At 28.9% G+C, this 26,464-nt stretch carries 24 protein-coding genes, 1 pseudogene and 1 CRISPR repeat array; of the genes and pseudogenes, 5 read left to right on the top strand and 20 right to left on the bottom strand.

The features are described 5' to 3' along the window. Positions 1-149 precede the first annotated feature (149 nt). The 6 genes from G594_RS0106105 to G594_RS0106080 form a co-directional block, all read right to left on the bottom strand. Positions 150-518 carry a phage holin family protein gene (locus G594_RS0106105; RefSeq protein WP_027097774.1) on the bottom strand — a complete coding sequence of 123 codons (369 nt, stop codon included), beginning with the start codon at positions 516-518 and terminating at the stop codon, positions 150-152. Between the two features lie 55 nt (positions 519-573). Then, on the bottom strand, positions 574-906 hold the full coding sequence (locus tag G594_RS0106100) for a hypothetical protein (RefSeq protein ID WP_027097773.1): 333 nt from the start codon (positions 904-906) through the stop codon (positions 574-576). Between the two features lie 262 nt (positions 907-1,168). After that, positions 1,169-2,260 carry a DUF871 domain-containing protein gene (locus G594_RS0106095; protein WP_027097772.1) on the bottom strand — a complete coding sequence of 364 codons (1,092 nt, stop codon included), beginning with the start codon at positions 2,258-2,260 and terminating at the stop codon, positions 1,169-1,171. 157 nt (positions 2,261-2,417) lie between these two features. Beyond that, a complete protein-coding gene (locus G594_RS0106090; protein ID WP_027097771.1) occupies positions 2,418-2,780 on the bottom strand; it encodes a hypothetical protein in 363 nt (120 codons plus the stop codon). Positions 2,781-2,807: 27 nt separating this feature from the next. Then, a complete protein-coding gene (locus G594_RS19565) occupies positions 2,808-4,931 on the bottom strand; it encodes an ATP-binding protein (RefSeq protein ID WP_051195917.1) in 2,124 nt (707 codons plus the stop codon). A gap of 265 nt (positions 4,932-5,196) precedes the next feature. Continuing rightward, positions 5,197-5,775 carry an HD domain-containing protein gene (locus G594_RS0106080; RefSeq protein WP_027097770.1) on the bottom strand — a complete coding sequence of 193 codons (579 nt, stop codon included), beginning with the start codon at positions 5,773-5,775 and terminating at the stop codon, positions 5,197-5,199. A gap of 140 nt (positions 5,776-5,915) precedes the next feature. Here G594_RS0106080 and G594_RS0106075 point away from each other — a divergent pair, with 140 nt between their 5' ends. Next, positions 5,916-6,416, top strand: a complete 501-nt coding sequence (locus tag G594_RS0106075) for an HD domain-containing protein (RefSeq protein WP_027097769.1) — start codon at positions 5,916-5,918, stop codon at positions 6,414-6,416. Between the two features lie 145 nt (positions 6,417-6,561). Further along, positions 6,562-6,918: a CRISPR direct-repeat array (repeat unit 30 nt; unit sequence ATTTAAATACATCTCATGTTAATGTTAATC). A gap of 257 nt (positions 6,919-7,175) precedes the next feature. Here the strand turns inward: G594_RS0106075 and G594_RS19560 are convergent. From G594_RS19560 to G594_RS0106040, 6 genes are all read right to left on the bottom strand, one after another. Continuing rightward, positions 7,176-10,070, bottom strand: a complete 2,895-nt coding sequence (locus tag G594_RS19560; RefSeq protein ID WP_051195916.1) for a cellulose binding domain-containing protein — start codon at positions 10,068-10,070, stop codon at positions 7,176-7,178. Between the two features lie 306 nt (positions 10,071-10,376). Continuing rightward, positions 10,377-10,913 carry a flavodoxin family protein gene (locus G594_RS0106060; protein WP_242829707.1) on the bottom strand — a complete coding sequence of 179 codons (537 nt, stop codon included), beginning with the start codon at positions 10,911-10,913 and terminating at the stop codon, positions 10,377-10,379. Positions 10,914-10,936: 23 nt separating this feature from the next. Further along, a complete protein-coding gene (locus G594_RS19555; RefSeq protein WP_027097767.1) occupies positions 10,937-11,521 on the bottom strand; it encodes a TetR/AcrR family transcriptional regulator in 585 nt (194 codons plus the stop codon). Positions 11,522-11,900: 379 nt separating this feature from the next. Further along, positions 11,901-12,305: a hypothetical protein gene (locus G594_RS0106050; protein ID WP_027097766.1), complete on the bottom strand. Its 405-nt coding sequence runs from the start codon at positions 12,303-12,305 to the stop codon at positions 11,901-11,903. 166 nt (positions 12,306-12,471) lie between these two features. After that, positions 12,472-12,813, bottom strand: a complete 342-nt coding sequence (locus G594_RS0106045; RefSeq protein ID WP_027097765.1) for a zinc ribbon domain-containing protein YjdM — start codon at positions 12,811-12,813, stop codon at positions 12,472-12,474. Positions 12,814-12,882: 69 nt separating this feature from the next. Beyond that, positions 12,883-13,770 carry a LysR family transcriptional regulator gene (locus tag G594_RS0106040; RefSeq protein ID WP_027097764.1) on the bottom strand — a complete coding sequence of 296 codons (888 nt, stop codon included), beginning with the start codon at positions 13,768-13,770 and terminating at the stop codon, positions 12,883-12,885. A gap of 118 nt (positions 13,771-13,888) precedes the next feature. On the opposite strand from G594_RS0106040, the gene G594_RS0106035 reads away from it, so the two are divergent. Continuing rightward, a complete protein-coding gene (locus tag G594_RS0106035; protein ID WP_027097763.1) occupies positions 13,889-15,082 on the top strand; it encodes a coenzyme F420-0:L-glutamate ligase in 1,194 nt (397 codons plus the stop codon). Between the two features lie 52 nt (positions 15,083-15,134). Here G594_RS0106035 and G594_RS18425 read toward each other — a convergent pair. The 3 genes and pseudogenes from G594_RS18425 to G594_RS0106020 all read right to left on the bottom strand — a co-directional run bounded on the left by G594_RS18425 (position 15,135) and on the right by G594_RS0106020 (position 18,172). Continuing rightward, positions 15,135-16,730: pseudogene (locus tag G594_RS18425) on the bottom strand (beta-N-acetylhexosaminidase). Between the two features lie 146 nt (positions 16,731-16,876). After that, complete coding sequence (gene plsY, locus G594_RS0106025; RefSeq protein WP_034865941.1) at positions 16,877-17,467, bottom strand: glycerol-3-phosphate 1-O-acyltransferase PlsY; 591 nt, start codon at positions 17,465-17,467, stop codon at positions 16,877-16,879. Between the two features lie 72 nt (positions 17,468-17,539). After that, positions 17,540-18,172 carry a pentapeptide repeat-containing protein gene (locus tag G594_RS0106020; protein WP_027097761.1) on the bottom strand — a complete coding sequence of 211 codons (633 nt, stop codon included), beginning with the start codon at positions 18,170-18,172 and terminating at the stop codon, positions 17,540-17,542. 176 nt (positions 18,173-18,348) lie between these two features. Here G594_RS0106020 and G594_RS0106015 point away from each other — a divergent pair, with 176 nt between their 5' ends. After that, a complete protein-coding gene (locus G594_RS0106015; protein ID WP_027097760.1) occupies positions 18,349-18,669 on the top strand; it encodes a hypothetical protein in 321 nt (106 codons plus the stop codon). Positions 18,670-18,758: 89 nt separating this feature from the next. Here the strand turns inward: G594_RS0106015 and G594_RS0106010 are convergent, their stop codons facing one another. Both G594_RS0106010 and G594_RS0106005 read right to left on the bottom strand, forming a co-directional pair. Further along, positions 18,759-19,442: an ABC transporter ATP-binding protein gene (locus tag G594_RS0106010; RefSeq protein WP_027097759.1), complete on the bottom strand. Its 684-nt coding sequence runs from the start codon at positions 19,440-19,442 to the stop codon at positions 18,759-18,761. 9 nt (positions 19,443-19,451) lie between these two features. Then, entirely contained in the window at positions 19,452-20,609 is a 1,158-nt protein-coding gene (locus tag G594_RS0106005) for an ABC transporter permease (RefSeq protein WP_027097758.1), read from the bottom strand. Positions 20,610-20,766: 157 nt separating this feature from the next. Here G594_RS0106005 and G594_RS0106000 point away from each other — a divergent pair, with 157 nt between their 5' ends. Together G594_RS0106000 and G594_RS0105995 are read left to right on the top strand one after the other, a co-directional pair. Then, a complete protein-coding gene (locus tag G594_RS0106000; protein WP_242829704.1) occupies positions 20,767-21,468 on the top strand; it encodes a response regulator transcription factor in 702 nt (233 codons plus the stop codon). Continuing rightward, entirely contained in the window at positions 21,458-22,831 is a 1,374-nt protein-coding gene (locus tag G594_RS0105995; RefSeq protein WP_027097756.1) for a sensor histidine kinase, read from the top strand. The genes G594_RS0106000 and G594_RS0105995 overlap by 11 nt, the downstream gene beginning before the upstream one ends. Positions 22,832-22,876: 45 nt before the next feature. Here G594_RS0105995 and eno read toward each other — a convergent pair whose 3' ends face one another. From eno to G594_RS0105980, 3 genes are all read right to left on the bottom strand, one after another. Then, positions 22,877-24,169: a phosphopyruvate hydratase gene (eno, locus tag G594_RS0105990; protein WP_027097755.1), complete on the bottom strand. Its 1,293-nt coding sequence runs from the start codon at positions 24,167-24,169 to the stop codon at positions 22,877-22,879. Between the two features lie 300 nt (positions 24,170-24,469). Next, positions 24,470-25,141, bottom strand: coding sequence for a potassium channel family protein (locus G594_RS0105985; protein ID WP_027097754.1), 672 nt, complete (start codon positions 25,139-25,141; stop codon positions 24,470-24,472). A 9-nt stretch (positions 25,142-25,150) separates the two neighbouring features. Next, entirely contained in the window at positions 25,151-26,443 is a 1,293-nt protein-coding gene (locus G594_RS0105980; RefSeq protein ID WP_027097753.1) for a TrkH family potassium uptake protein, read from the bottom strand. Positions 26,444-26,464 lie beyond the last annotated feature (21 nt).

Here is a 26,464-nt window from a genome sequence, read left to right as displayed (position 1 = left end):
TCCCATAATATTTTAAAGATAATTATAACTCTTATACCACATATTTACAACACTGTGTGTTAAATATTACCGCTAAAAGTAAAGTGGATATTTATTTTGATTAAGTTACATCAAAACAAATATCCACTAATCCTCTACTGAAGAAATAATTATAAAACTTTTATAGGGAAGATCGCATCTAATATGCCAATCACAACTGCTGCCAATATTGCACCAATTATTGATACTCCCATATATGGAACAAAGAATTGTGCTACATAAATAATAACAGCAGAAATTAGAAATCCCTTTATACCTTTACCAAAAGGTGATATATTCTCATCCATAAAAGACTCTACAAAATAGTCAAGAGCAGATATTACAACTGCTGCAATTAGATATGACCATAATCCATAGATAGTAAAGCCCGGTGTTAAGAAAGATGTAACTCCTAAAACAATAGCTACTATTACCATTCTTCCTATCCACCTTAAAAAAGTATTACTACCAGAAGTATTTTTTTCACCATTATATCCCATACAAAAACCTCCTTTAATAAGTTTAGTATGTTCTATAATTTAATAGCTATACATTTTATACTACCCAATGACCGTCTTTAGGTAATTCTTTGCTTTCATCATATCTTTTTAAGATGTTAAGAACTGCTCTAAAAGCAAAAATATCTACTCCTAATTCATTTTTTTGAGCATAATAACAATCCTTTAAAACCTTAACATTTCCTTTTTCAAAATAATCCAAACACTTATGATTTTCTAAAACACATAAACTAATTTGCAGTCTACCATCTAATGAGTCAGCTAACTTTTCCTCAGCCGGAAAGCTAAAATTATCTCCTGAATATGCATACAAAGCATTTTCTTCATCAATAGAAATTAATTTGTATATCCCCTCATATCCCCCGCTCATAATACTTCTCCTTATTTATTTTAAAAGATTTTATATTTCATATTTTAGCATATATATATATTTATATAGATATCCATATTTATTCTCTTAGTATATATTTTTTAACATTTTATGAATCATTTCTGCGCTTTGTTTACATTATATTAACCTTTTTACCGATTTATGTTTGGTAATTTTATATCTCTCTTCCATTATTATTACATATATTTTAATATATTTATCCATAATAAAAGAGGAACTAACTATCGTTAGTCCTTTTATTTTAATCTTCAATAATGAACTTTTTGCCATACTTAATGTAATCTAATAAATCTAAATAATCCTCTTCAATAGAACCTATTACATTTCTTCTATTATCTATTTTTAATTCTTCTCTTGCAATTATTAATTCACCTTTATAATTTAGATATTCATCATTATTTATAAGAACAGTACCTCTTTTAACCACCTTGTTTCCAGTATTATCACTTGGAATAGATGTATTCTTAAACTCTACTCTTCCCATTGAATATCTTATTATTTGCTCACTACTTTCATGTCTATCATTAAGAACCTTATTAAAGAAACTTTTTTCCACTTCTGTTAATTTCTTTGATGCTTTAAACTTAAGATTAATTATATCTTTATCTAGATTTGCCAAAGCTTCTAACTCTTCATTGGTAGCAAAAGCATTTCCTATTATTACATCATCAACACCTAAGGCAAATAATTCATCTGCTTGAGCTACTATATCTTTATATCTGTGTTTTTCTAATGTTGGAAGACCATCATTAGTAGGCCAAGGTCCCATCTTGCCCCCCTTAGTTCCATTTACAAAAGCTGCAGTCTTTAATCCTAATGATTTATGTCTCTCCATACAGCTATTAAAAAACTCTAAAGAAAGACCTGTATACTCTTCAGGATAGAAATTATGGCATACAACTAGCTTCTCTTTCTTGCATCCAAAATCAACTATATTATTTGCATAGGATGTATTTAAGGAACCATTTATTTCTATATCTAAATTATACTCATTATATGTCATCATCATTTCATGAATTCCATTAAATATTCCATCTAACCTTATTCCTGTAACACCCAAGTCAAGGAAAAACTTCAAGTCAGTTGGATCTACTCCAATATTCTTAAGAACCTGAGGATTTATATCTATAAACACTCTCATTCCTAAGATTTTAGCATAATTCATTATTTCTCTATAACACTCTATTTGTTTAAGTGCCTTTTCCTTTTCAGAATCCACCTCAAGCATTGATGTAAAAATTCTTGAATAACCTAAATCATAAGCTTTTTTTATGTAATTTATGTTATCCTCTTTTGAACTTAATAGTGGATAAATACTTATTCCTATTCCCATAATCCCCCTCCTAATACTAATATTTATGTTTACAATTACATGTTATACAAATTTTCTGTGTTTATCAATATTAATATACTTTTTCATAAAAATAAGATGCAAGATTTACTTTTGCACCTTTCTATAAATTAAACTTTTTCTTTATCGCCTTAATACTCTAGTCATTTCTTTCTTTATAATTTAACCTTCTACCAAAATATATATTACTATCTTCAATATATTCTCTCTTATATCCATATAACAATATATCTTCATATAGTTTTGTCTCAATATCATCGGTATTAAGCTTAGTTAGTATATCTCCTACCTCATTAGTATTTTCAATAGAATTTACATTTATCAATTGGTACATTGTATTTACATCTTCTACTGAAAAACTGCTAAACCCATAATATTTTAACATTTGTAAAATAAACCGAATCTGCTCATAAAATGACATACAACTAAAGTTAACTTTGCTATATTTACTATTACATGCAAACTTTATTTCATTTAAGTTTAAATTTACCCACCCCTTCACAATTACACCTCTTATCTTTTTTATAAACTAAATTTCATATATATCAGAAAACTCAATCTCAGCACTTTTAAATGATGAATCCCAATTTTTTTCTATATTATATACTATTTCTTTTGGCCCAATTCTATCTATAGGTAAGTAAAAGCCAAACTTAGACCCAACCCCTAATTTACTTTCTAATAATATTTCTCCACCATGCATTTCAACAAATGCTTTTATTAAAGAAAGTCCTATTCCACTTCCCTCTACTCTTCTTGAAAATGTATTATCTACTTGTTTAAATATTTTAAAAATTTTCTTTATATTTTTCTCTGAAATACCTATACCATCATCTTTTACATATATATATACTTTACTTTCTTCCCAATCTGTTTCTATATAAACCTCTATATTTCCATTCTCATCAGTAAACTTAATAGCATTTGAAATAAGGTTTAAAATTACTTTTTCTATTCTTTTAATATCTATAGATAAAAAAACTTCCTCTTCATCAGTATCAAATATAATTCTTCTCTTCATCCTAGCAACATAATCAACTATAGAATCAACTATGTCTTCTATAAATGAAACAATATTTATAATTTCTTTATTAAGCTTAATTTTTTTACTTTTAATATTATTTAAATCAATTAAATTATTTATAAGGCGTAATAATCTATATCCATTATTTTTAACAGTAGAAAGATATCTATATCTTTGACTATTTTTATTATCTCCTTCATATAATTCTAAGAGCTGTATTGTTGAAAGTATTATGTTAATTGGAGTTCTAAATTCATGAGAAATATTAGATATAAATTTTGATTTATAAACCTCCTCCTTCAGTTTATTTTCAATATCTTTTAGTTCCTCCTCTAATCTAAAAACAAAGCTTATCTCTCTTCCAATTATGTATATCTGATCAGTAGCTGATTCATGATAATAATACCATTCCATAACTTTTAAAAATCCATTTTTACATCTAAGCTTAAATATACCTCCATAGCATTTATGACTATGATTCATATAAATTTCATTTAAATTTATACTTCGCTCTGTTAACTCCGTAATATTATCAATTGTCATCTTAGATAGTTCTTCTTTTGACCACCCTAAAAGTTCTATTGCATTAGAACTAACTTTCTTTATATTTCCTTTTAAATCTAATATAATACATAAGTCAGTTGAAAGTTTCAAAAAAATATTTAGATCATTTTCTATTTTCACTTTTTTAGAAAACTGTTCTGCTATTACTTTTGATAACTTTATATTTTGAATTCTATAGGCAATTCTACTAGCTACACTTTTTAAATACTTTTCAGTTTTCTTTGTATAAGTTTCCATATTACAAAATAAATTTATGATTCCTAATAAATTGTTGTCTGCTAGTATAGGAATAACTAATTTGTCTGTATCCTTAAATAGCTTATCATAAATTTTATCAAGTTTATTTTTTCTGTAAAAGTCCGCTATAATTTCCCTGTATTTAGGTAGTAACAAATCTGAATTAACACTCTTTAAATAATGAATATCCTGCCTAGATAAGTTTACTTCATAATCATATAAAAATTTATCTAATACACCAACCCCCACCATCTTATTAAGTTTTGACTTATCTTTAAGTATCCATACACTAACACCAAAAACAGATTCATTATCATTAACTTCTTCTATATAACTTAATACATCATTATAGTTATTTAAGTTAATCTTCTCTCTATTTTCTGTAATAATAGCTGTAAAGTCGCCATAATCCAAATATTTCTCATCAGTAAGCTTATTACTATCTAACTGTTTTGCTATTGCAATTAATGATAAGCATTTATCATCATTATCAATTATAGGAATCTTGTGAACATGCAGCAAACACTCTTTGCCATTTATACACAGATACTCATTTATAATACTATATTTCTTATTTTTAATTACCCCTCTGTCATTTTCCATATCAATCTTATAACATCTTCTATCAAATATTTCTTTGCAATTATTTTCTAGTAAATACTCTTTTTCTAGTCCTATAACATCACAAAAACTATTATTAACATAAAGATATTTACCATTTATATTTTTAATCCATATGCACTCATCATATTTATCAATAGAACTCTTTAATAATTCCTCAATCTCTGTTGAAGTAACATAACTCTTATTAACAAAACTATTAAGCATATTATGCCTCCTAAATCAACTATATAATATATTATAACTTTAGCCTTACATTTATCAACATTTTTGTAATATTTTATATATATAATTTTAAAAATATTCATATTTCTACCTTCCTATACTTCTTAATTAATATATACGAAAGCAATAATTACACAAAAAAGGACTATGAATATTTAATTACATAGTCCTTTTTACTATTTTAAGTTTTCAAGTTCTAACACCTTTTGTATACATTCACCATCCAATTAATTCTCTTTCTTTCATACTACACTGTAATTTCTTCATTAACTCTTCCTTCACAAGATCTCATAGCAATAATTGTCATTTCCATAAGCTTCTCTAAGTCCCATCCCAACATTTCAGCACCTTGTCTTATAACATCCCTTGAACAACCAGCCGCAAATTTCTTATCCTTAAATTTCTTCTTTAAGCTTGATACTTCCATATCCATAACACTCTTTGATGGCCTCATTCTTGCTGTTGCACCAATTAGCCCTGTTAATTCATCAGTTGCAAAAAGAACTTTTTCCATTTGATGCTCAGGCTTTATATCAACTGTAATTCCATAGCCATGACTACATACAGCATGTATTAACTCATCACTTCCCCCTTCATTCTTTAATAGTTCAGGGGCTTTAATACAATGTTCATCTGGATACATCTCAAAATCTATATCATGCAAAAGTCCTGCCATTGCCCAAAAGTCTTCCTCTTCCCCATATCCTAGTTCTTTTGCAAAGTATCTCATTACCCCTTCAACAGTTAATCCATGTAATATATGAAAATGTTCCTTATTATATTTCTTTAATAAATTTAATCCTTCTTCTCTAGAAATTGTGTTCATTACTTTCCCTCCTAAAACTTTGTATATATAATTTTAGCATTTAAATTTTATAATACAATAATTTACTATTTGTTGAATATTATCCATCATTGTATTATAATTAATCCCATTAAATTCATTTTATAAATAGGAGAAGACATATGAACAAAGAATCTAAACTTATGCTTTCAGCACTTAATTTTGAAGAAGGTCATAACCGTAGAAGCAATCACATTTTAAAAGTCTATGCTCTAGCAAAAACCATTGGAGACTGTGAAGGTCTTTCAGAAAAAGAAAAACTAGTACTACATGCCTCAGCTATATTACATGATATAGGCATAAAAATTTGTAAAGAAAAATATGGAGATGCAAGCCAAGAACTTCAAAGAAAAGAGGCTCCCCTATTAGCTCGTGAGTTATTAAAAGATGCTGGATATGAAGAAAAAGCAATTCATAGAATACTTTATTTAATAAAGATGCATCACAGCTATGAAAAAATTGATAGAATGGATTTTCAAGTTTTAGTTGAAGCTGATCTTATGATTAATGTTTTTGAAGAAGGATATTATGAGATTGGTTTGGATAGAATGAAAGAAGTTATAAAAACTAGAACTGGCAAAGATTTATTACATAATTTTCTTAAAACTAAATTGATATCTTAAATATACAGCTTGCTCTATCTAACTAATTTATTGGTTATGTTGCTTCACAAAGAAAAAACTAGTTTTCTAGGTTTTTCTTTTATGATAGATAAGGACATGCTATCTTATTCTATATATCTTTATATTTTCAAATATAATTTACCTTATTTAAATACATCTCATGTTAATGTTAATCATCTCCACGCCCTTTATTCTTGGAGGTTTAAAAAAATTTAAATACATCTCATGTTAATGTTAATCTGGTTTTAGTTGGGTGCCAGGAAGTAGTATGACTTCATTTAAATACATCTCATGTTAATGTTAATCTACTGCTTATTGTTTCAATAATGATTCTGCAAAAGTATTTAAATACATCTCATGTTAATGTTAATCATCTTGCTCCAAAAATTAATTAATGTTGAAAGGAAGATTTAAATACATCTCATGTTAATGTTAATCAAGCATAAGAGTTTGGAAAACCCAAACTATTAGTATTTAAATACATCTCATGTTAATGTTAATCCATTGGAAATAAGGCATTCAATAAATCTATTATCCCCCTAATCACTTATTAATTCAAGATTCACATTTTTTTACCAGGTAAATGAACATTAGGTATAGTTTTTCTTCTTTCACCTCCTATCACTGTAATATCAACAACTTCAAGATTTCTCACTTAAAAATCACTTGGTAAAATTGCTCTTATTAAGGTTATCAAAAAATATTGTTAAATAATAAAAAGAGCTTATACTAAATCACACTTTAGTATAAGCTCTTTTCCTAATTTACTTTTACATTATATATATTTAAGTTATTTACGTTACCTTCACATCCACCAAACAAAACAAGCTTTCCACCCTTAGGTATAACATTATTCCATGATTTTGGTGTTATAGTATAAGTACTTCCATTCTGTGTGAAATTAACATCTGGAAGTGAATTTATTTTTTTATCAAAATCAAAGCATAAAGTCCAATTTACTAAATCCATGTCTGTATTATTAAATATAGTAATTTGGAAGTTTGCACCTGTTCCCCAGTCAGCTGTTGTAGCATATTCAACCTTTATTCCATTTTCAACTACTGTAGGATTACAACTTACAGTTATAGTATCACTCTTAGTTGTAGCATCTTTATTAATTAAATCCACTCTATAAACATATGTGCCCTTAATCTTATTAGTAAAATTAACATTAATTACTTGTGGAAGAATTGAAACATCTCCTGTTTTTATAATTTTGTCATCTTCATACAAATTATAGGAAGTAGCATTAGACTTTTCAGGTATAGAAATAGTTAAATTATAATTACCATCATTAGAACTTTTATCTACTGTTAATGTAGCTTTTAGAGGAACATCTATAGGTGGAACCACATTATTACTTACTTTTACTGTTATAATTTGACTTGTACTAGATGCACTTCCATTAATAAGCTCAGCCTGATACATATAAGTTCCAGTTGGTTTATTTAATATTTCATGTCTTACTATTGTTTCAGAAGTAGCAACAGAGCCATTCTTTATAACCTTACCATTTTCATATAGCTTGTACTCTTTAGCTTTAGAGTTTGATGGAATTTTAATGTTTAAAGTATAATTGCCATTACTCTCCAATGATGATGAAGATATTTCAGGACTTAATGGCTTTTCATCAGAAGGTGCTGGTGGATTTATTGTAATATCAAGACTTAAAGGATTTTTTAAATATCTTTGTGCTTTTGTAATCCACCAATAATTATCTGGGGCTGGTGATCCCACTGCATCAGTACTTGCATTAACGCCAGCACCAAATAAGATTGATACAACACCAGCATCCTTTGTCTCTTCCATATGGTCTCCCCAAGTAATTTTATTTCCTTCTACCTTTATTTTTGAATCATTAGCAAGATTTTTACCAAAATATTCTTTTCTTGCATCAGAACTAGCATTAAAAGTATCTCCAAAGAAATAAGTTGGTGCAGAGTCTTCATAGTTTCCTACAGCGTTGGTTAAATCATCAAATTTGCCTCCATTATATGGGTTAGGCTCTTCACTACTATTTAAGTGCCCTACTGGAATTTGCCATAGGATAACTGGTTTTTCTGTGACTTCATGCAAAGTTTTGGTATATAGCAAATAGTTATTCCATATATCTGCATTCCACAACCATTTTGACCCTTCAGGATTTGTTGCTGCGTTGTCTTCATATGCACCATCTAGTCCATATTTATCAATAGATATAAAGTCAGCATCATATGAAGTAATTCCAGCTGATTTATAGTAATCTGCAGTTTCTTGAGCAACTTGTTTTATAAACTGTCTACCATTATCCCAGCCAATAAACTCTGTTTTATGAAGTAGTCCTTGATTAGGTATTTCTGTACTATCATAAGACCAAATATTAAATTGCCATCCAAAATATGAATTCTTATACTCTTTTCTTACTGTATAGTTTATAGATTCTACTAATCCCTTAACTGAATTTTCAAATGTCGGATCTTTTCCTTTTTCAAGGACTCCTGAAGTGTATGCTGTATCTACTAGTGCACTTATTGTTGATGGATCTTTCTTATTCTGTTGCATCATATAACCTAAAAAGTCTGGTTCAAAAATCATCCCAACAGTCTCGTCACCTGCATACTCATTACAAATATCTAAAAAGAATTTCAAATCTTTATAATATCCTTCCATATATGCTTTGTCATTTATATGCTTTAAATCTAATTCATAGCTTTCACCACTATCTGGTATATTGTAATAAACAAAGAATGGTATCATACCAAGCTTTAAACTTTCACGAATGTAGCTTTTTACTCTATCTCCATCTTCTGTTGTCCAACTTCTCCATCCACCAAATGGTCCTCCATTAACATAAATATATCTTATGTCGCAACGTTTATTAGTATCATTATTACTTGTATCTTTCCAAAAGTTCAAATCATTATCAGTATCCTCTGATACTTGTCCAATTGATAAATAATCTGGCATACCAGGTAAAGATCCATCAGAATTCTTTACTCTAAAACCAATTTGTCTTATATCACCAGTAGATTCATCTACAATTTTAATTCCTGATCTTCCTGCTGATACTCCTTCAACTACTAAAGTATTACCATCTTTAATTGAAGCTTTTACAACAGAAGTATTACTTGAAATAACACTAAATTTTGATGAAGTATTTTTTCTGTTAGTTATCTTATAACTTTCTTTACATTGAGCAATTGTAGTTTGATATTGAATGCCTTCATTATCAACTTTATCTATAATAATCTTAGCATCCCCATCTTTTCCTACTCTTACCTCAAGTACATCACTACAAGCACTTCCATAACTATTTATAAACTCTGCATAGTAACTGTAAATACCTATATTTTGTCTACCTCTTACCTCTATAACCTTTGATTGAACTGCAGGTGTACCATCTGTTAACTCACCTTCTGAGATAACCTTATACTCTCCATTAATTCCATACCTCTCATAAAGCTTATAGCTTGTTGCATTATTCCCATAATACATGTTCATTGTAATGTTATAGTCACCATCATAATCAACTCCATACTGATCAGATGACAATGTTGGTTTTCCAGGTACTCCCGAAGCAGAAGCACTAGTTAGTTTACATGGCATTAGTGTAAATAGTATTCCTAAGAATACTACAAAGGCTGCCATCCTTTTAATTCTTTTTTTAATATGCATAGCATATTCCCCCTTTATACCTTTAGTATTTTTATTTACCAGACACTTTGGTAAATACTGTATACAATTTATATTTTAAAAACTACTCTGTTCATATTCAAGTTATTTTCAGAAAATTCACATAATGTTTTCCAAACTACTTTGTGATTTTATAAATAAGAAACTTCATTAGTAATATAATTTTGAAACTATCACAGTTTAATTCCAATTACAATTTCCTAAATATAAAACGAAAAGCCCTAGCGTAATTCTAGAGCTTCCCATATTTATATATTGATATATTTATAAAAATATATATTTACATATTTATTTGTTTATGCACTTTTCTATAAAGCTTTTTATTACCTCCTCTTGTCCCTTAGACACTTTGATACCCTTAACGCTCTTTGCTCTAGAAGCTTTACCTTTCAGCAATTCCAATTCCTGCTTTTCATCCAGTGAACCTCCAACAGAATAAACTATAACGTCCTTCCCTTCTAAAGGAGCATTATTCATATATTTTTGTAATGGCCCTGATATTGTTCCCATATATACAGCACTACCAAATACTAAAAGATCATAATCATCAACATTATAATTCAATTCTGAGGATGGATGATTTATAACTACAGTGTATCCATTTTGGTTTAACTCTTCAGCTAATGCCATAGTAATATTAGTAGCAGTATCATGCTTTGATTTTTGATATAGTACTAAAGCTTTCTTATCAGTGTTTCCATTTAACATCTTTTCATTTGGACTTAATTCTTTAATGTTAAGATTTAAATAGCTCTTGAAAAATAACATAGCTGCAATAAACAGTACAATTAAAACACCTAAAATAATTAAAATAACTTTTCCCATTCTTTTCAATTCCCTTCTCTCCCTTATTTTTTTAATCCACCAAAAATTAATGATGTTTGAACCTTAAATAACTCTTCAGCTTCTTCCATAGTTATACCATTAGTTTTACTCATAATTAAATTGAAGCCTAAAAATGAACTCCAGATACAAATGGCTGTTTTCTTCACATCTACCTTTTTGATTTCTCTAAGCTCTATCCCCTTTTCAATATTAGCTTCTAGTAGCTGAAGAAATTGACTATTCTCTTCATTCTTATTTGTAGAATACTTATCCAAAACAATAAGATTGTATCTTTCCCTTTCATTAATGGCTAATTCCATTACGCTATGAAAAACTCTAGTAGCATTCTCTATAAATCCCCTATCTGGCTTTAGTACTGCTAAAATTCTTTTCTTCATCTCTAAGTTAGCATTTTTTTGAATCTCATCAATTATTTCTTGCTTATCCTTAAAGTGATGGTATATAACTCCTGTTGTATAATCCATCCTATCACTTATTTTTCTAACTGTTAGAGCTTCAAATCCTTCTTCTATCCCTATTTCCATAGCTGTATTTAATATCTCTTGCTTAATACGTTCACTTCTCTTACTTTGTCCTTCTCTTCCCATTCACTTTTCCTCTTCTTATATCGTAATTATTTTTAATAACATTGTTATGTTTTTATATTACCATTATCTTCCGCACACTGCAACATTCATTTTATAAAAAAGGTGTGGCGGATATTTATTTCCCTTGTTCCGTCGCAAGCTCCAAGTCACATGGAAACAAATATCCACCCCACGCGTACTAAAGGTAAGGAAATTATAAAATTACCATCCTTTATTTTATATTTTTTAATATGAAAATATAATAATACCTTTGATTTATAGCTAATTGAAATTTTATAATTTACTAGACGGTAAAAAAGAAGAAACACTAGCACAAGCAGCGTTTCTTCCACATCCTTTTTACCTTATCTATTTTATCCTAAGTATCTAGATTACCTTTTTACTTATCTTCATTATCCAAATTAATAGTTCCGTAATTTCCTTCTTCTTTTACTTCTTCAAAATCTACATTCTTAACAACAGTACCTTTTTTTGCATCTGTTGTTTTTGTCTTAACAGAGCTTATCTTTTCACTTATTCCATCTCCAATATTCTTGCAGATTTTACTTCCTGATTCTACTGCATTATCAACCACATCTAATGAAGTATCAGCTATTTTACTTGCACCACTCTTAATATTAGCACCAAGCTTCTTTCCCATGTTTTGATATTTTTCCTTGCTCCCTGGGTTATCATCAATCTTTTCTGCTATTGCACCAACAGCATCAGCCCCAAGTTCAACCCCAACCTTAGCAGCAGTACCAACAACATTTATTGTATTCTTTACAAATTTACCTAACCCCATATTCATCACCTTTCAAAAAATGTACTTTATATTATTATATTCCAAATTACACCTTACGTTAAAGAGTAAAATGTATAAAATTCAATTAATATCTCTACTTTCATCATTTTATGTATATAAAACAAAAAATTAACTGGACATCTGTTTTGTCCAGTTAATTTTTATACTAAAGTTTTTTTACAAATTCAGATTTAAGACTCATAGCACCAAATCCATCAATCTTACAATCTATATTGTGGTCACCTTCTACTAATTTTATGTTTTTAACCTTAGTTCCCTTTTTTAAAGCAGATGATGCACCTTTTACTTTAAGGTCCTTAATTATTGTTACAGTATCTCCATCACTTAAAATGTTTCCATTAGAATCTTTAACAACTAAAACATCCTCGCTAGCTTCATTGTTTCCTTCTTTACTCCATTCATGAGCACATTCTGGACAAACAAAAAGACTTCCATCCTCATAAGTGTATTCAGAATTACATTTTGGACAATTTGGAAAATCGCTCATAATCTACATTTCTCCTTCGTATCTTATATTGAGATTTTATAATATCATAGTATTATGTTATTTACAATTCTATATGCCATTATTAATTATTTCAACAAACTTAGTTGAGGCTATAGACATAGGAACACTTTTCAAATGACAAATACCTATACTTCTTCTTGGAATATCTTCTTTCAATTTCACTTGGTATATAGTACCTTCATCTAAATATTCCTTAGTGAATTCTTTTACAACACATGCTACCCCTAAATTTATCTTTGCAAATTCTAAAAGTAAATCATATGAGCCAAGCTCAAACTCTGGAGATATTTTAACACCCTTAGATAGCAAAAACTTTTCAACATACTTTCTTGAATTAGAATTAGGCTCTAAAAATATTAAAGGATATTTACATATCTCACTAAATTCTATACTTTCTCTTGATAAATGCTTAAATTTTTCACCACATATAAAAATATCACCTACTTCAAAGCAAGAACTGGATTCAATTGAAGTATCTTCTATAGGAAGATTACATATAGCAATATCAATATCTCCTGATTTTAATAATTCACAAAGTTCTAATGTTGTACTATTGTTAATTTTAAACTTTATATTAGGATATTTATTATGAAACTTTTCTAAAAAAGGTACTAGAAAATATTTAGATATTGTATCTCCCACTCCAATCTTTAACTCTCCAATTGCAAGGTTCTGAAACTCTAATATCTTTTCTTCACCAAGTTTTATTAAATTCATTGCTGAATTAATATATTCAAATAATAAACTCCCCTCATTAGTAAGAGATACTCCCTTAGGAGTTCTATTAAACAATCTTATATCCAACTCTCTTTCAAGGGCCATTATAGCTTGGCTAACAGCTGGCTGTGTCATATACAATTCTTTAGCTGCTTTAGAAAAACTTTTACTTTTTACTACTTGGCTAAATACTTTATATAAATCTAACTTTGTAATCATATAAGCACTCCTTATACCTACTATTTAATCTATTTATTTTACTTATATCATTATATGGAGTATATTACAAGCATATGGAAATAATTATTATATTTTTTGAATAAGGGGAGATTGTATAGTGGAAAGAGTAGTAGGAACTGTTGTTAGAGGGTTACGTTGCCCTATTATTAAAGAAGGTGACAGTATTGAAAATATAGTTGTTGAAAGCGTATTAAAAGCATCTGAAGTTGAAGGATTTGAAATTCAAGATAAGGATGTAGTTACAGTTACTGAATCAATAGTAGCTCGTGCTCAAGGTAACTATGCTTCAATAGATAATATAGCTAAGGATGTACAAGCTAAATTTGGTGAAGATACAATAGGTGTTATATTCCCAATTCTTAGCCGTAACCGTTTTGCTATATGCTTAAGAGGAATTGCTAAAGGAGCTCATAAGAAAATAGTTCTTATGCTTAGCTACCCTTCTGATGAAGTTGGTAATCACTTAGTTGATTTAGACATGTTAGATGAAAAGGGAGTTAACCCATGGACTGATGTTTTAACAGAAGCAAAATTCCGTGAGCTATTTGGATATAATAAGCATCCTTTCACTGGTGTTGACTATGTTGAATACTACAAGTCATTAATTGAAGAATATGGTGTAGAATGTGAAGTAATCTTCTCTAATGATGCAAAGACAATTTTAAATTATACAAAGAGTGTACTAGCTTGTGATATTCACTCAAGATTTAGAACTAAGAGAATCTTAAAGGCTAATGGTGGAGAAAAGATATACAGTCTTGATAACATATTATCAGAATCAATTGATGGAAGTGGATGTAATGAAGCTTATGGTCTTTTAGGTTCTAACAAATCTACAGAAGACAAAGTTAAGCTTTTCCCTCGTAACTGTCAACCAATAGTTGATAAAATTCAAGCTCTATTAAAAGAAAAGACAGGAAAAGAAGTTGAAGTTATGGTTTATGGAGATGGTGCTTTCAAGGATCCTGTAGGTAAAATATGGGAACTTGCTGACCCAGTTGTATCTCCTGCTTATACTGCTGGATTAGAAGGAACTCCAAATGAAATTAAATTAAAATACCTTGCTGATAATGATTTCGCTGATTTAAAGGGTGAAGAATTAAAGAAGGCTATATCTGAATACATTAAGAATAAGGATGCAGACTTAGTTGGTAATATGGCTTCTCAAGGAACAACTCCAAGAAGACTTACTGATTTAATAGGTTCTTTATCTGATTTAACATCTGGTAGTGGTGATAAAGGAACTCCTATTATATACATCCAAGGATATTTTGATAACTATACTAAATAGTATAATAATTAAGGGTTAAATTCTCACAATGAGAATTTAACCCTTTTATTTCTTATTTCCAAAGGCTTGGATCTTTATAATAATTAACTCCCTGAAGTTCTAATCTCTTTGCATTTTCTTTCATTCTTTGAATATATTCTCCAGTATTTCTACCTTCTTTAGGAGTCCATCCTATTTCTGCATATCCTAAGACTCTTGGGTAAATCATATAATCCATATCCTCTTGATTTCTTAAGGTTTCACTCCAAAGAGGAGCTTCAATTCCTAAAATCAACTCCTTAGGAGCACAATTAGTAGGATCCCAATCATATCCTTTAATTATTGAAATATATCCAGCCCATTTTAACCCAAGCTTTATATCTTCATGATACTTCATATCTAAATATGATTTTTTAGCTATTGAAATTATCATTTTTAAATTCTTTTCCCTTGCTACCTTATTAGAACCAGACCAGTTTTGAAGAATGAAGTTAGAAGATATATCTTCTGATGTATCTGCTGGATCCCATCCAATTGGAACCTTTCCGTGATTCTCTACTATTTTAGAAACTCTACCCATAAAATACTTATAATCTTCTTTTGATGTACTATCAGCCTCATCACCACCTATATGAATGTATTTAGAAGGTGATATTTCTGAAACTTCCCTTATTATATCTTCAATAAATTTATAAGTTTTCTCATCTCTACACATTAAAGAACTAAATCCAATATCTATACCTGTATAATGCTCCTTCTTCTTACCATCAGAATTTAAGAACCCATAGGATGCTAACGCAGAATTTGTATGACCCGGCATATCAAATTCTGGTATAACCTCAATATATCTATCAGCAGCATATTTAACTATTTCCTTAAAATCATCTTGAGTGTAATAACCACCTTTTCCTCCACCAACCTCACTTTTAGAGCCAATATTAGTTTAATCAGGCCACTTTTTAATTTCTAACCTCCACCCTTGATCATCACTTAAATGTAAATGAAGCTTATTAATTTTATATTGAGCCACTAAATCTATCTGCCGCTTTATGTCTTCAACAGGAAAAAAGTGCCTTGCTACATCTATCATTATCCCTCTGTATTCATATTCTGGCATGTCCTCTATTTCTACAAAAGGAATGCTCCAATGATGATTTTCTACAACCTCCCTTGACTCTATCTCTACTGGTAATAGCTGTCTTAAACTTTGTATTCCTCTAAATATTCCTTCAGGTGAGTATGCAACAATTTCAATCCCTTTCTCTGTTACAAATAACTTGTATCCCTCATCACCTAAGTTTTTTTCCCCATTTACAGTAGTTAATGTTATACTATTATTCATTTCACCTAATGACTTATGAATAATTAGTTCAAAGTCTGTAGATGGTTTAATCTTATCTTTAAAATACTTCCCTATCTTATATATCTCTTCTGTTTCTTCTTCACTATTTCCTTTTACATATATAATTGTATCCTTTGATAATGAAAATTCCCCTTCTCCTTTTTTATAACTTAAAGGTTTAGGTAGAATATAATTATCTAACTTAGGTGTTTCCTTAACAGTTAGTTCATTATTATCTGCACAACCTATAAAATTAAATATTAGTATTACCCCAAAAAATAAGCATAAAGTTGAAATATTAAAGTTACTTTTGAATTTCCCACTCATAACCTCCCCCCTTTGAAATTACTCATTATAAATTCCTATTGCTTCCATATAATCAATATACACTAATATCCTAAAATATTGTATATAGTAGTAGTTTCCTTAAATTAAAAACCACCTAAAATTAGGTGGTTTATTACTATACCTTATTATTTTTCAGTACCATTCATTATTCTAATAATATTTGATTTATGCCTTACAATTAATAATAGTGTAGATAAAAACGCTGAAATTGTAATTGTCATATCTGCTCCTGTTAATAAACAAGTGATTGGCATAGATATTCCAAGAGCTATAGACCTAATAGATACTATTTTAGTAAAATACTTTAATATAAAATAAGTAGCTACTCCTACTACTACTGATAAAGGACTTAATAAAAAGAAAGATCCTAGAGTTGTGTTAACTCCCTTTCCTCCCTTAAAAGATAGAAAAGGTGTAAAATTATGTCCTAGTATAGAAGCTAATGCTACTAATGATACATATAGAGAATAATCCATATCTATAAGTCCACTTTTATGTATCCCTATTGCTATTGCTACAGGTACAAGCCCCTTTAATACATCAATAACCTGTGTTGCTACTGCCAATTTATGACCTAATACTCTTCTAACATTTGTCGAACCAATATTTCCACTACCTTCAGTTCTTATATCTACTCCCTTAAACTTCTTAGCTAAAATAAATCCTGTAGGTATAGCCCCTATAAAAAATGAAGCAATAATACTTAATATTGTCATAAACTCCTCCATCTGTCTTAGTTTTTTTCGTCTTATTATAACAAAATTTGCGCTTATAGTCAGTTAAAAATCCTATTTAATTTGCAAATTTAATAACTTTGTTAGATGTAACGCTTGCATCGTTGTAACAATAGCTCCCCTAACATCTTCAATATCTACATTTATACCATCTATGTCACAGGAGGTTAAATCCACCTTTTCAAAGGAAGTTTTGTTACAATATGCATTTATAAAACTACTTTCCTCAACTGATAACTTCTTATGTTTAACCTCTTGAAAGGTTGCTTCTTCAAAATCACTATTTAATATATTCATCCCATTTACTTTTGAAAAAGAGAAATTAGAATATCTTCCTATAGAATCTTTAATTAGTACATCCTTTATATTACTTTCATCAAACCTTGTACCAACAAGCTTACAATTTACAAATTCTACTCTATGAATTCCACTATTACTTAAGTTAACATTTGATAAATCACAGCTTTCAAATCTAGTATCTATTAAATCAAGATTTTCAAAAGAACAATTTGTAAATACAACATTTTTAAACTTGCATGAATCTATAGTTAATCCTCGTTCATTTTTTCCTTCTATAGAATATCCCTCAACAATCTTACTTACTATTTCTTCTGCATATATAACTTCATCATAAAAATCTTGAACATCTTCTAAATTTATAAATTTAGGCTTCTGTATCTTAACCATATACCTCTCCTACTATCTATATAAATTCTTTATTAAGCTAGTCTACTTTATATAATTCCTTAGATATTATACTCCTACATGGTGCAGATGCCAATTATTTATTTTATATTTAACTAGCATTTAAAAGCTATCTATATTATTATTAATTTAAACATTAATTAAAGGTAGGTACAAAAATGAATACATATTTAATAACTTATTATTTAAAAGAAGAATCTCATTCTTGTGGATGTGAAAACCACGGTGACCATGATCATCACCACCATCATCATGAAGAACGTGATGACTATGAAGTAACAGCACATATTAAAACATTAGGAGCATGGGCTCATTTAATGCCTACAAGTTTCTTAGTAAAAACTGATAAGAACTCTGAAGAAATAGTTTCATTCTTAAAAGACTTCTTAGAAGAAAAAGATATGATTTTTGTAAATAAAGTTGATAAAGAAGATTTAGCTTCACTTACACCTGGTGTTGTAGAATGGATTAGACAATAAAATTAGAGAGGGTATTTATTTTGCTTATTCTGTTCAAAATAAATATCCTCTCTTTTTATAATAAAATCAATGATTTATTACTTCTTCAACTAATTTAAATAGTCTTTTATTATATTTCCATCTAATACTTCTATAACTCTATCTGCCTTTTCAGCTATTCTGTTATCATGAGTTATTATTACAAAGGTTGTATTATACTTTTTATTAATATCTCTAAGTAGATTATATATATCATTAGTCGTATTTGAATCTAAATTTCCTGTTGGTTCATCTGCCAAAATTATTTTAGGACTATTTATTAATGCTCTAGCTATTGCTGCTCTTTGTTGCTGTCCTCCAGATAAATCTGTAGCCATGTTATTTTTAACTTTAGTTAATCCTACTAAATCTATAAGCTCATTAGCCCTTTCTAGGATTTCCTTGTTTACTTTCTTTCCTGAAATGGAATAAGGCATTAATATATTTTCAATAACTGTAAATTCAGGTAAAAGATAATGAAACTGAAATATAAAGCCTAGTTCACTATTTCTTAAATCAGCAAGTTCATTCTTGTTCATACCTTCTACATTAATACCATTAATATAAAGTGTTCCACTACTTCCTTTAGATAAAGTTCCCATTATGTTTAGCAATGTACTTTTACCACTTCCACTTTGTCCTATAATAGAAACAAATTCTCCTTCGTTTATTGTTAGATCTGTATTATTTAATACCTTAGTTTTTACTTTTTCTCCATATACTTTTGTTATATTTTTAAGCTCTAATGCACTCATAACTTCCTCCTAATTGTTTCTTATAATATCTATTGGATCTAATTTAAGTGACTTTTTAGCTGCTATTATTGAAGCTAAAACTGCTGCTAAAATTGAAATAACTATGCTCATTAAAATAAACCCATAATACATATTTCCTGGAACTAATGGACTTCCATCAGATGTTTTAACCATAACTGTGAATATTTTAAATAAGGTTATTCCTAATATTCCTCCAGATAAAGCTCCAACTACACCAAAAATTAATCCTTGAAGTATAAAAATAGATGCTGCACTTCTATTTCTTATTCCCATTGCCTTAAGTATTCCTATTTGCTTTGACTTTTGAATAACTGAAATAGCTAACACTCCAGCAATACTCATAGTTACAGATATTATAATAAATACTTGTATTGTAATACTTGATGTCTTCTGTCCACTTAATGCATCTAATAAACTTTCATTATCCTCTTTCCAATTTACAATATCTAAATCACTAGGAATGTAGGAAGATATACTTTTACTAATTTCATCACTCTCAAAAACATATTCATTATTAATCCTCATTTCTATAGAAGACACTTCCCCATCTTTAGAAAAAATATTTTGAGAGTTAGTTAATGTTGTAATTACCCATGAATCATTCATTCCTTTTACTTTCAAGTCAACTATTCCAGTTACCTTAACCTTCTTTTCCCCAATGCTAGGTGATGAAAACATTAATTCATCATCCACTTTTAAACTTAAATCTTCACTTAATCCCTTACCAATTAACACTTCATTTTCATTTTCAGGAAATTTACCTTCACTTATTTTATTAGTTAAATCATAGATATCATTTTCTTTAGATAAATCTAATCCTCTAACTATAATTGATTTATTAGAATCTCCTTCTTTTACTATTGCAGGATTATCTAATACCCCCATTATATTTGTAATCTTATCTTCTTTATCTTTTATATTAGATATAATCTCATTATAATTAGATATCCCCTTATCTTTTGAAGAAACTGTTATCTGAGAGGTATTACCTATTGTTTTATTTAATAAATTATCATTTAAGTTATTAATAAGTAACCCTAAGAAAAGTTGTACTGTGACTCCTAAAGCAATACCTAATGCTATTAAAATTGTCTGAGCTTTATTAGACTTTATAAATCTATAAGCTATTTTAAAATTATTTCTCATTGTTTTTCCCTCACTTTTTTCTTTTGTCACTACTACTTTAATGGAGAGATATTTATTCTAAATAAAAATGGTCTTAATTCCATCTTAATTAATTTACATAAATATTTTAGGAAAAACTATTTATGTTATAATTTATAAAAAACAAAGGATGATTGAAATGAATAAAATTTTATTAATAGATGATGAAATTGAAATTTTAGATATTTTAACTACTGTTTTAGAAATGGAAGGTTTTAAGTATATATATAGGGCAACTTCAGGAAAAGAAGGAATAGAATTATTTAGAAAAGAAAATCCTGATATAGTACTTTTAGATATAATGCTTCCAGACATTATAGGATATGATGTTTTTAAAGAAATAAGAAAAATAAGTGAAGTTCCAATACTCTTTCTTTCAGCAAAATCAGAAGAAGTAGATAGACTTCTAGGCTTTGCCCTAGGAGCTGATGATTATATTACAAAACCTTTTAGTGCAAGAGAAGTTGCTTTTAGGGTTAAAGCTCGTCTTAGAACCTTTAGTAAAATCAGTATAGATGATAATAAAATAATTAAATTTGACAATATAGAAATACATAAAGATAAAGGAACAGTATATAAGGATGGTAACCTTTTAGAATTTACTGCAAAAGAGTTAAAGCTTCTTTTATACTTTATTGATAATCCTAATAGAATTTTAAGTAAAGAGATGATCTGTAATGAAGTTTGGGGTGAAGATTTCTTTGGATATGACAATACTATAACTGTTCATATTAGAAAGCTTAGAAAGAAAATTGAAAAGGATCCCTCAAATCCTAAATATATAACTACAGTAATAGGGCTTGGATATAAATTTATAAAGGAGGGTAAAAATGATATTTAAACCTTCATTAAAATTTATAGTTTCTTCTATAATTGCAATAATATTAATTTGCATAACAATAGGACTATATGATGTAAGTGTTAAACATAGCTTTGCTTCAGACTATTATCCTTCTGACTTTATTAATTCATTTAAAACACATATACATTTAGATAATAATGATAATATTTATGTAGATTCTGAAGGTTTAGCTTTACTAAATAGTAATGATGTAAAACTACAAATACTAGATAAAAATAATAAGGAAGTTTATAGCTATAATAAACCAAAGGACTATCCAAAAGAATATAATAATGAAATCTTAATTAATCTATATACAAATACAGATCAAACTATGTTTTTGTTTTCCAATTATTTCCAAGGAAATGATTATACTACTATTTTGTTTTTTAATCCTAATAAAGTTGAAAGATTAATATTTGCTTATAATAAAGACCAATTAATTAAAGCTCATAACTTTCCATTGTTTATAGCAATAGTTATAATTTTTATACTACTTATTAGCTGCATTTATTTAATACATATTACCCGTCCAATTAAGAGATTAGTCCATAGAATTAATAACCTATCCAAAGGGAAATATTCTATAGAGAATGTTGGGAAAGGAATATATTCAGATGTTAGAGAAAGTCTAAATATACTTTCAAATAGGCTGTATACTAATGAACTTGAAAGAAATAAACTAGAGGAAATGAGAAAAGAATGGATTTCAAATATATCTCATGATATAAAAACTCCCTTAACTTCAATTAGGGGAAATGCAGAAATAATGTCTGTAGAAGATTATAAAATTAATGATGAACAAAGAATTCGGTATTCTAACATAATTATTAATAAGGTTGATTACATTAAAAATTTAGTTGAGGATTTAAACCTTTCCTCTCATCTTAAAGATAAAAATTTACTATTAAATAAAAAAGAAGTTAATATTATTTCCCTAATAAGACATGTAATAATAGATATAATGAATGATGACAAATTTAATAATGGCTCAATTAATTTTACTTTTTATGAGAAAGATATAAAGATTAATTTAGATGAAAACTTAATTAAAAGAGTTTTTATTAATTTAATTATAAACGCCTTCCTTCATAACGACTATAAGGTTAATGTAGAAGTAAAGGTTGAAAGAATAAATAAGTCTAAGGTGAAAATTGTAATAAAAGATGATGGCAAAGGTGTATCCCCAAAAGACTTAAGATACATTTTTGAAAGATATTATAGAGGCACTAATACATCAAGCCAGATAGAAGGTTCTGGATTAGGTATGGCAATAGCTCACGATATAATAGAAGCACATTCAGGGGCTATTTATGCTGAAAGTCTTGAAGGTAACGGAATGAAAATAACTATACTTTTATAGACGTAAGAAAAGAACTGCCTAAGGCAGTTCTTTTAAAATTCTTTACTATTTTATATTGAAGAATGCTTTTCTTCCTCTATATTCAGCTACATCTTCTAATTCTTCTTCAATTCTAAGTAATTGATTGTACTTAGCAACTCTTTCAGATCTTGCTGGTGCACCAGTTTTAATTTGTCCTGCATTAACAGCAACAACTAAATCAGCTATTGTTGTATCTTCAGTTTCTCCTGATCTATGAGAAACTACTGCAGTCATTCCTGCTCTGTTAGCCATTTCAATAGCATTTAAAGTTTCAGTTAAAGTACCGATTTGGTTAAGCTTAATAAGAATTGAGTTAGCAACTCCCTTTTCAATTCCCATTTCTAATCTTTCAGTGTTAGTTACAAATAAGTCATCTCCAACTAATTGAACCTTCTTACCTAATCTGTCAGTAAGTAGCTTCCATCCTTCCCAATCTTCTTCAGCCATACCGTCTTCGATTGAAATTATTGGATACTTATCAACCCAAGCTTCTAAGAAATCAACCATTTCTTCAGCAGTTAAAGTCTTTCCTTCGTGTTCTAATACATACTTACCATCTTTATAGTATTCTGAAGATGCAGCATCGATAGCTATAAACATATCTTCTCCAGCCTTATATCCAGCCTTAGTTATAGCTTCGATAATAACTTCGATAGCTTCTTCGTTTGATTTAAGGTTTGGAGCGAATCCACCTTCATCTCCAATAGCTGTTGAATATCCCTTATCATGTAATGTCTTCTTTAAAGTGTGGTACACAGTAGCGCACATTCTCATAGCATCTGAAAAAGTTTTAGCCCCTACTGGCATAACCATGAATTCTTGTAAATCAACTGAGTTGTCTGCATGTGAACCACCATTTATAATGTTCATCATTGGCACTGGTAAAGTCTTAGCATTAACTCCTCCAATATACTTATAAAGAGGTAATCCTAATGAGTTAGCAGCTGCTTGTGCACATGCTAAAGATACACCTAAGATAGCATTAGCACCAAGCTTTCCTTTATTTGGTGTACCATCTAATTCAATCATAATTTTATCAATATATGTTTGGTCAAATACATTGCAACCTATTAATTCTTCTGCAATTATATCATTAACGTTTTTAACAGCATTTTCTACGCTCTTTCCTAAATAATTATCTTTGTCACCATCTCTTAATTCCACAGCTTCGTATATACCTGTTGATGCTCCTGAAGGTACAGCTGCTCTTCCTACTGTTCCATCTTCTAAGTAAACTTCAACCTCTACAGTAGGGAAACACCTAGAATCCAAAATTTGTCTTCCAACTATGTCGATTATTTCTACATAAGTTTTCATAAATATCACTCCTTTAATCTATATAAATAAAAATTTAGCTATTTTACAAAAGAGACCTACACATAGTGTATAGGCCTCCAACTATTTATAATTATGCAGTACAATTTATATGATTCATGATGTATTCAATTAAGTCAATGTAGTGTGTAAGTACATTGATAAAAATATTGTACCTTTCCATAATTGTAATTACTAATCACTATTGATTATTCTTCTCACCTAGATAATACTATTGTATAAATATTTTGTCAATACTTTTATTTAAATACCAACTGTGTATACTTTCTCCTAAAGTATTTACTAATCAACTAAATATTCTTCGAAGCTAGTTATATTATTCTTTTTCCCTATAACTACTATTAGTTCACCAGTCTTTAATATATAATCAGGTGATATTTCTAATATGGTTCCCCCCTTTCCTTCAATGGCAATAATATTAAGCTTGTACTTTTTTCGGATGTTTGACTCTCTTATTTGAATTCCATCAAGTTTTTTAGGAACCTCCATTTCACAAATATTTATATCATCGTTAAGCTCTATAAAATCTAAAGCCTTTGAATATAAAAGTCTATTAGCAACTCTTATAGCCATATCATTTTCTGGATATACTACTTCTGCCCCAATCTTTGTTAACACAGATCCATGGTCAAAACTTACTGCCTTTGCTATAACTCTTGGGATTCCCATATTAATTAAATTTAAAGCTGTAAGAATGCTAGCATCCATTTTTTCACCAATACATACAACTGCTGTCTCACAATTTTGTATTCCTGTCTCCTCTAATGTTTCTCTATCTAGTATCTCTACAACAAAAGCATTATTTGTATATTGCCTTATTTGTTTTATTTTGCTCTCATCACTATCTATAACTAATACTTCTTTTCCAGCTTCTATTAAAGTTTTTGCTAGAGCAAACCCAAACCTACCAAGTCCAATTATTCCATACTCCATAAATTTATTCTCTTTAAACATAAAATCCTCCTATCCAATAATTACAGACTCTTCTGAGTAATGTGCTTCTGGAAGCTTCTTTTGATACCAAATTGTTGCCATGGTAATAGGTCCAAGCCTTCCAATAAACATAATTAATACAATAATAAATTTACTTAATGAGGTAAGATGTGGCGTTATACCAGTAGATAATCCTACAGTTCCAAAGGCACTTGTAACCTCAAATAGTAATTGCATGAATGAATTTTCTGGCTCTAAGATACATAAAGTAAAAGTTCCTATTATAACTACTAAGAAAGCTAGAATAATAAGATTAAAAGCCTTCCATATTATACTTACAGGAAATTTCCTTTTAAATGCTCCACAGTGTTTATTAGTAGAATTAGCATACAAACTCTTAGCTATAATAAAGGCCGTAGTAGTCTTTACACCACCACCTGTTGATCCAGGGGATGCTCCTATAAACATTAAGATTATCAATGTAAATAACCCCGCATTTGTAAATGTACCTAAGTTATATGTACTAAATCCTGCTGTCCTAGCTGAAGTACTAAAAAAGAAAGCTCCAAGCCAAGATATATTTTCTGTCATCTTTAATAGAATGGTACCAACTACAAGCAATAAAGTAGTCATTAACAATACAACCTTTGTATGAAGACAAAACTTCTTAAAAGATCTTTTTTCAAATATCTCCTTTATTACTAAAAAACCTAAACCGCCAAAGATAATAAGAAAACATGTTGTTAAATTTAAAAGAATATTACTTTGATATGGGATAAGATTTTGTAATCCCCCTAATATATCAAATCCAGAATTATTAAATGCAGCAATGGAGTGAAAAATACTTATTCCTAAAGCCTTTAATGGCTCGTAATCCTGGGAGAATACAATGTAACTTAGTATTACTCCTACTAATTCAAATAGTAAAGTCATTAAAAGCACCGCTTTAACTATTTTCACTAATCCTTTCATGCTCTCTAAATTCATAGCTTCTTTAATTATTTTACGTCCTTTAATACTTACCTTCTTACCTACTAGAAGTATAAAACCAACCCCTACTGAGGTAACACCAAGTCCACCAACTTGAATAAGCATTGCTACTACAGTTCGTCCAAAAACATTAAATGTATCTGCTGTATCAACAGCAATTAACCCTGTTACACATACAGCACTAGTAGAAGTAAATAATGCATCTATAAAGGATATTTCTACTCCTTCATTTAGCGAAATTGGTAACATTAATAATATGGTTCCCATAATTATAACTAGTGCAAATCCCAATACAATTAATCTGCCTGGACTAATCTTTTTTATTAGCGGCATACGATACACTCTCCTCAACAA

Origin of the sequence: Clostridium paraputrificum AGR2156, assembly GCF_000424025.1 — a bacterium.
GTDB lineage: Bacteria > Bacillota > Clostridia > Clostridiales > Clostridiaceae > Clostridium > Clostridium paraputrificum.
Note: the sequence above shows the minus strand (reverse complement) of the source record. Positions and strands in the feature narration are given on the sequence as shown.

Excerpts from the sequence above, each read along its gene's own strand:
- G594_RS0106095 (WP_027097772.1), bottom strand. The coding sequence starts at position 2,260 with ATGGGAATAGGAATAAGTATTTATCCACTATTAAGTTCAAAAGAGGAT.
- G594_RS0106100 (WP_027097773.1), bottom strand. The coding sequence starts at position 906 with ATGAGCGGGGGATATGAGGGGATATACAAATTAATTTCTATTGATGAA.
- G594_RS0106060 (WP_242829707.1), bottom strand. The coding sequence starts at position 10,913 with ATGGGAAAAGTTATTTTAATTATTTTAGGTGTTTTAATTGTACTGTTT.
- G594_RS0106010 (WP_027097759.1), bottom strand. The coding sequence starts at position 19,442 with ATGAGTGCATTAGAGCTTAAAAATATAACAAAAGTATATGGAGAAAAA.
- G594_RS0106075 (WP_027097769.1), top strand. The coding sequence starts at position 5,916 with ATGAACAAAGAATCTAAACTTATGCTTTCAGCACTTAATTTTGAAGAA.
- G594_RS0106000 (WP_242829704.1), top strand. The coding sequence starts at position 20,767 with ATGAATAAAATTTTATTAATAGATGATGAAATTGAAATTTTAGATATT.
- eno (WP_027097755.1), bottom strand. The coding sequence starts at position 24,169 with ATGAAAACTTATGTAGAAATAATCGACATAGTTGGAAGACAAATTTTG.
- G594_RS0106105 (WP_027097774.1), bottom strand. The coding sequence starts at position 518 with ATGGGATATAATGGTGAAAAAAATACTTCTGGTAGTAATACTTTTTTA.
- G594_RS19560 (WP_051195916.1), bottom strand. The coding sequence starts at position 10,070 with ATGCATATTAAAAAAAGAATTAAAAGGATGGCAGCCTTTGTAGTATTC.
- plsY (WP_034865941.1), bottom strand. The coding sequence starts at position 17,467 with ATGACAATATTAAGTATTATTGCTTCATTTTTTATAGGGGCTATACCT.
- G594_RS0105995 (WP_027097756.1), top strand. The coding sequence starts at position 21,458 with ATGATATTTAAACCTTCATTAAAATTTATAGTTTCTTCTATAATTGCA.
- G594_RS0106015 (WP_027097760.1), top strand. The coding sequence starts at position 18,349 with ATGAATACATATTTAATAACTTATTATTTAAAAGAAGAATCTCATTCT.
- G594_RS0106040 (WP_027097764.1), bottom strand. The coding sequence starts at position 13,770 with ATGATTACAAAGTTAGATTTATATAAAGTATTTAGCCAAGTAGTAAAA.
- G594_RS19555 (WP_027097767.1), bottom strand. The coding sequence starts at position 11,521 with ATGGGAAGAGAAGGACAAAGTAAGAGAAGTGAACGTATTAAGCAAGAG.
- G594_RS0105980 (WP_027097753.1), bottom strand. The coding sequence starts at position 26,443 with ATGCCGCTAATAAAAAAGATTAGTCCAGGCAGATTAATTGTATTGGGA.
- G594_RS0105985 (WP_027097754.1), bottom strand. The coding sequence starts at position 25,141 with ATGTTTAAAGAGAATAAATTTATGGAGTATGGAATAATTGGACTTGGT.
- G594_RS0106005 (WP_027097758.1), bottom strand. The coding sequence starts at position 20,609 with ATGAGAAATAATTTTAAAATAGCTTATAGATTTATAAAGTCTAATAAA.
- G594_RS0106050 (WP_027097766.1), bottom strand. The coding sequence starts at position 12,305 with ATGGGGTTAGGTAAATTTGTAAAGAATACAATAAATGTTGTTGGTACT.
- G594_RS0106045 (WP_027097765.1), bottom strand. The coding sequence starts at position 12,813 with ATGAGCGATTTTCCAAATTGTCCAAAATGTAATTCTGAATACACTTAT.
- G594_RS0106080 (WP_027097770.1), bottom strand. The coding sequence starts at position 5,775 with ATGAACACAATTTCTAGAGAAGAAGGATTAAATTTATTAAAGAAATAT.
- G594_RS0106020 (WP_027097761.1), bottom strand. The coding sequence starts at position 18,172 with ATGGTTAAGATACAGAAGCCTAAATTTATAAATTTAGAAGATGTTCAA.
- G594_RS19565 (WP_051195917.1), bottom strand. The coding sequence starts at position 4,931 with ATGCTTAATAGTTTTGTTAATAAGAGTTATGTTACTTCAACAGAGATT.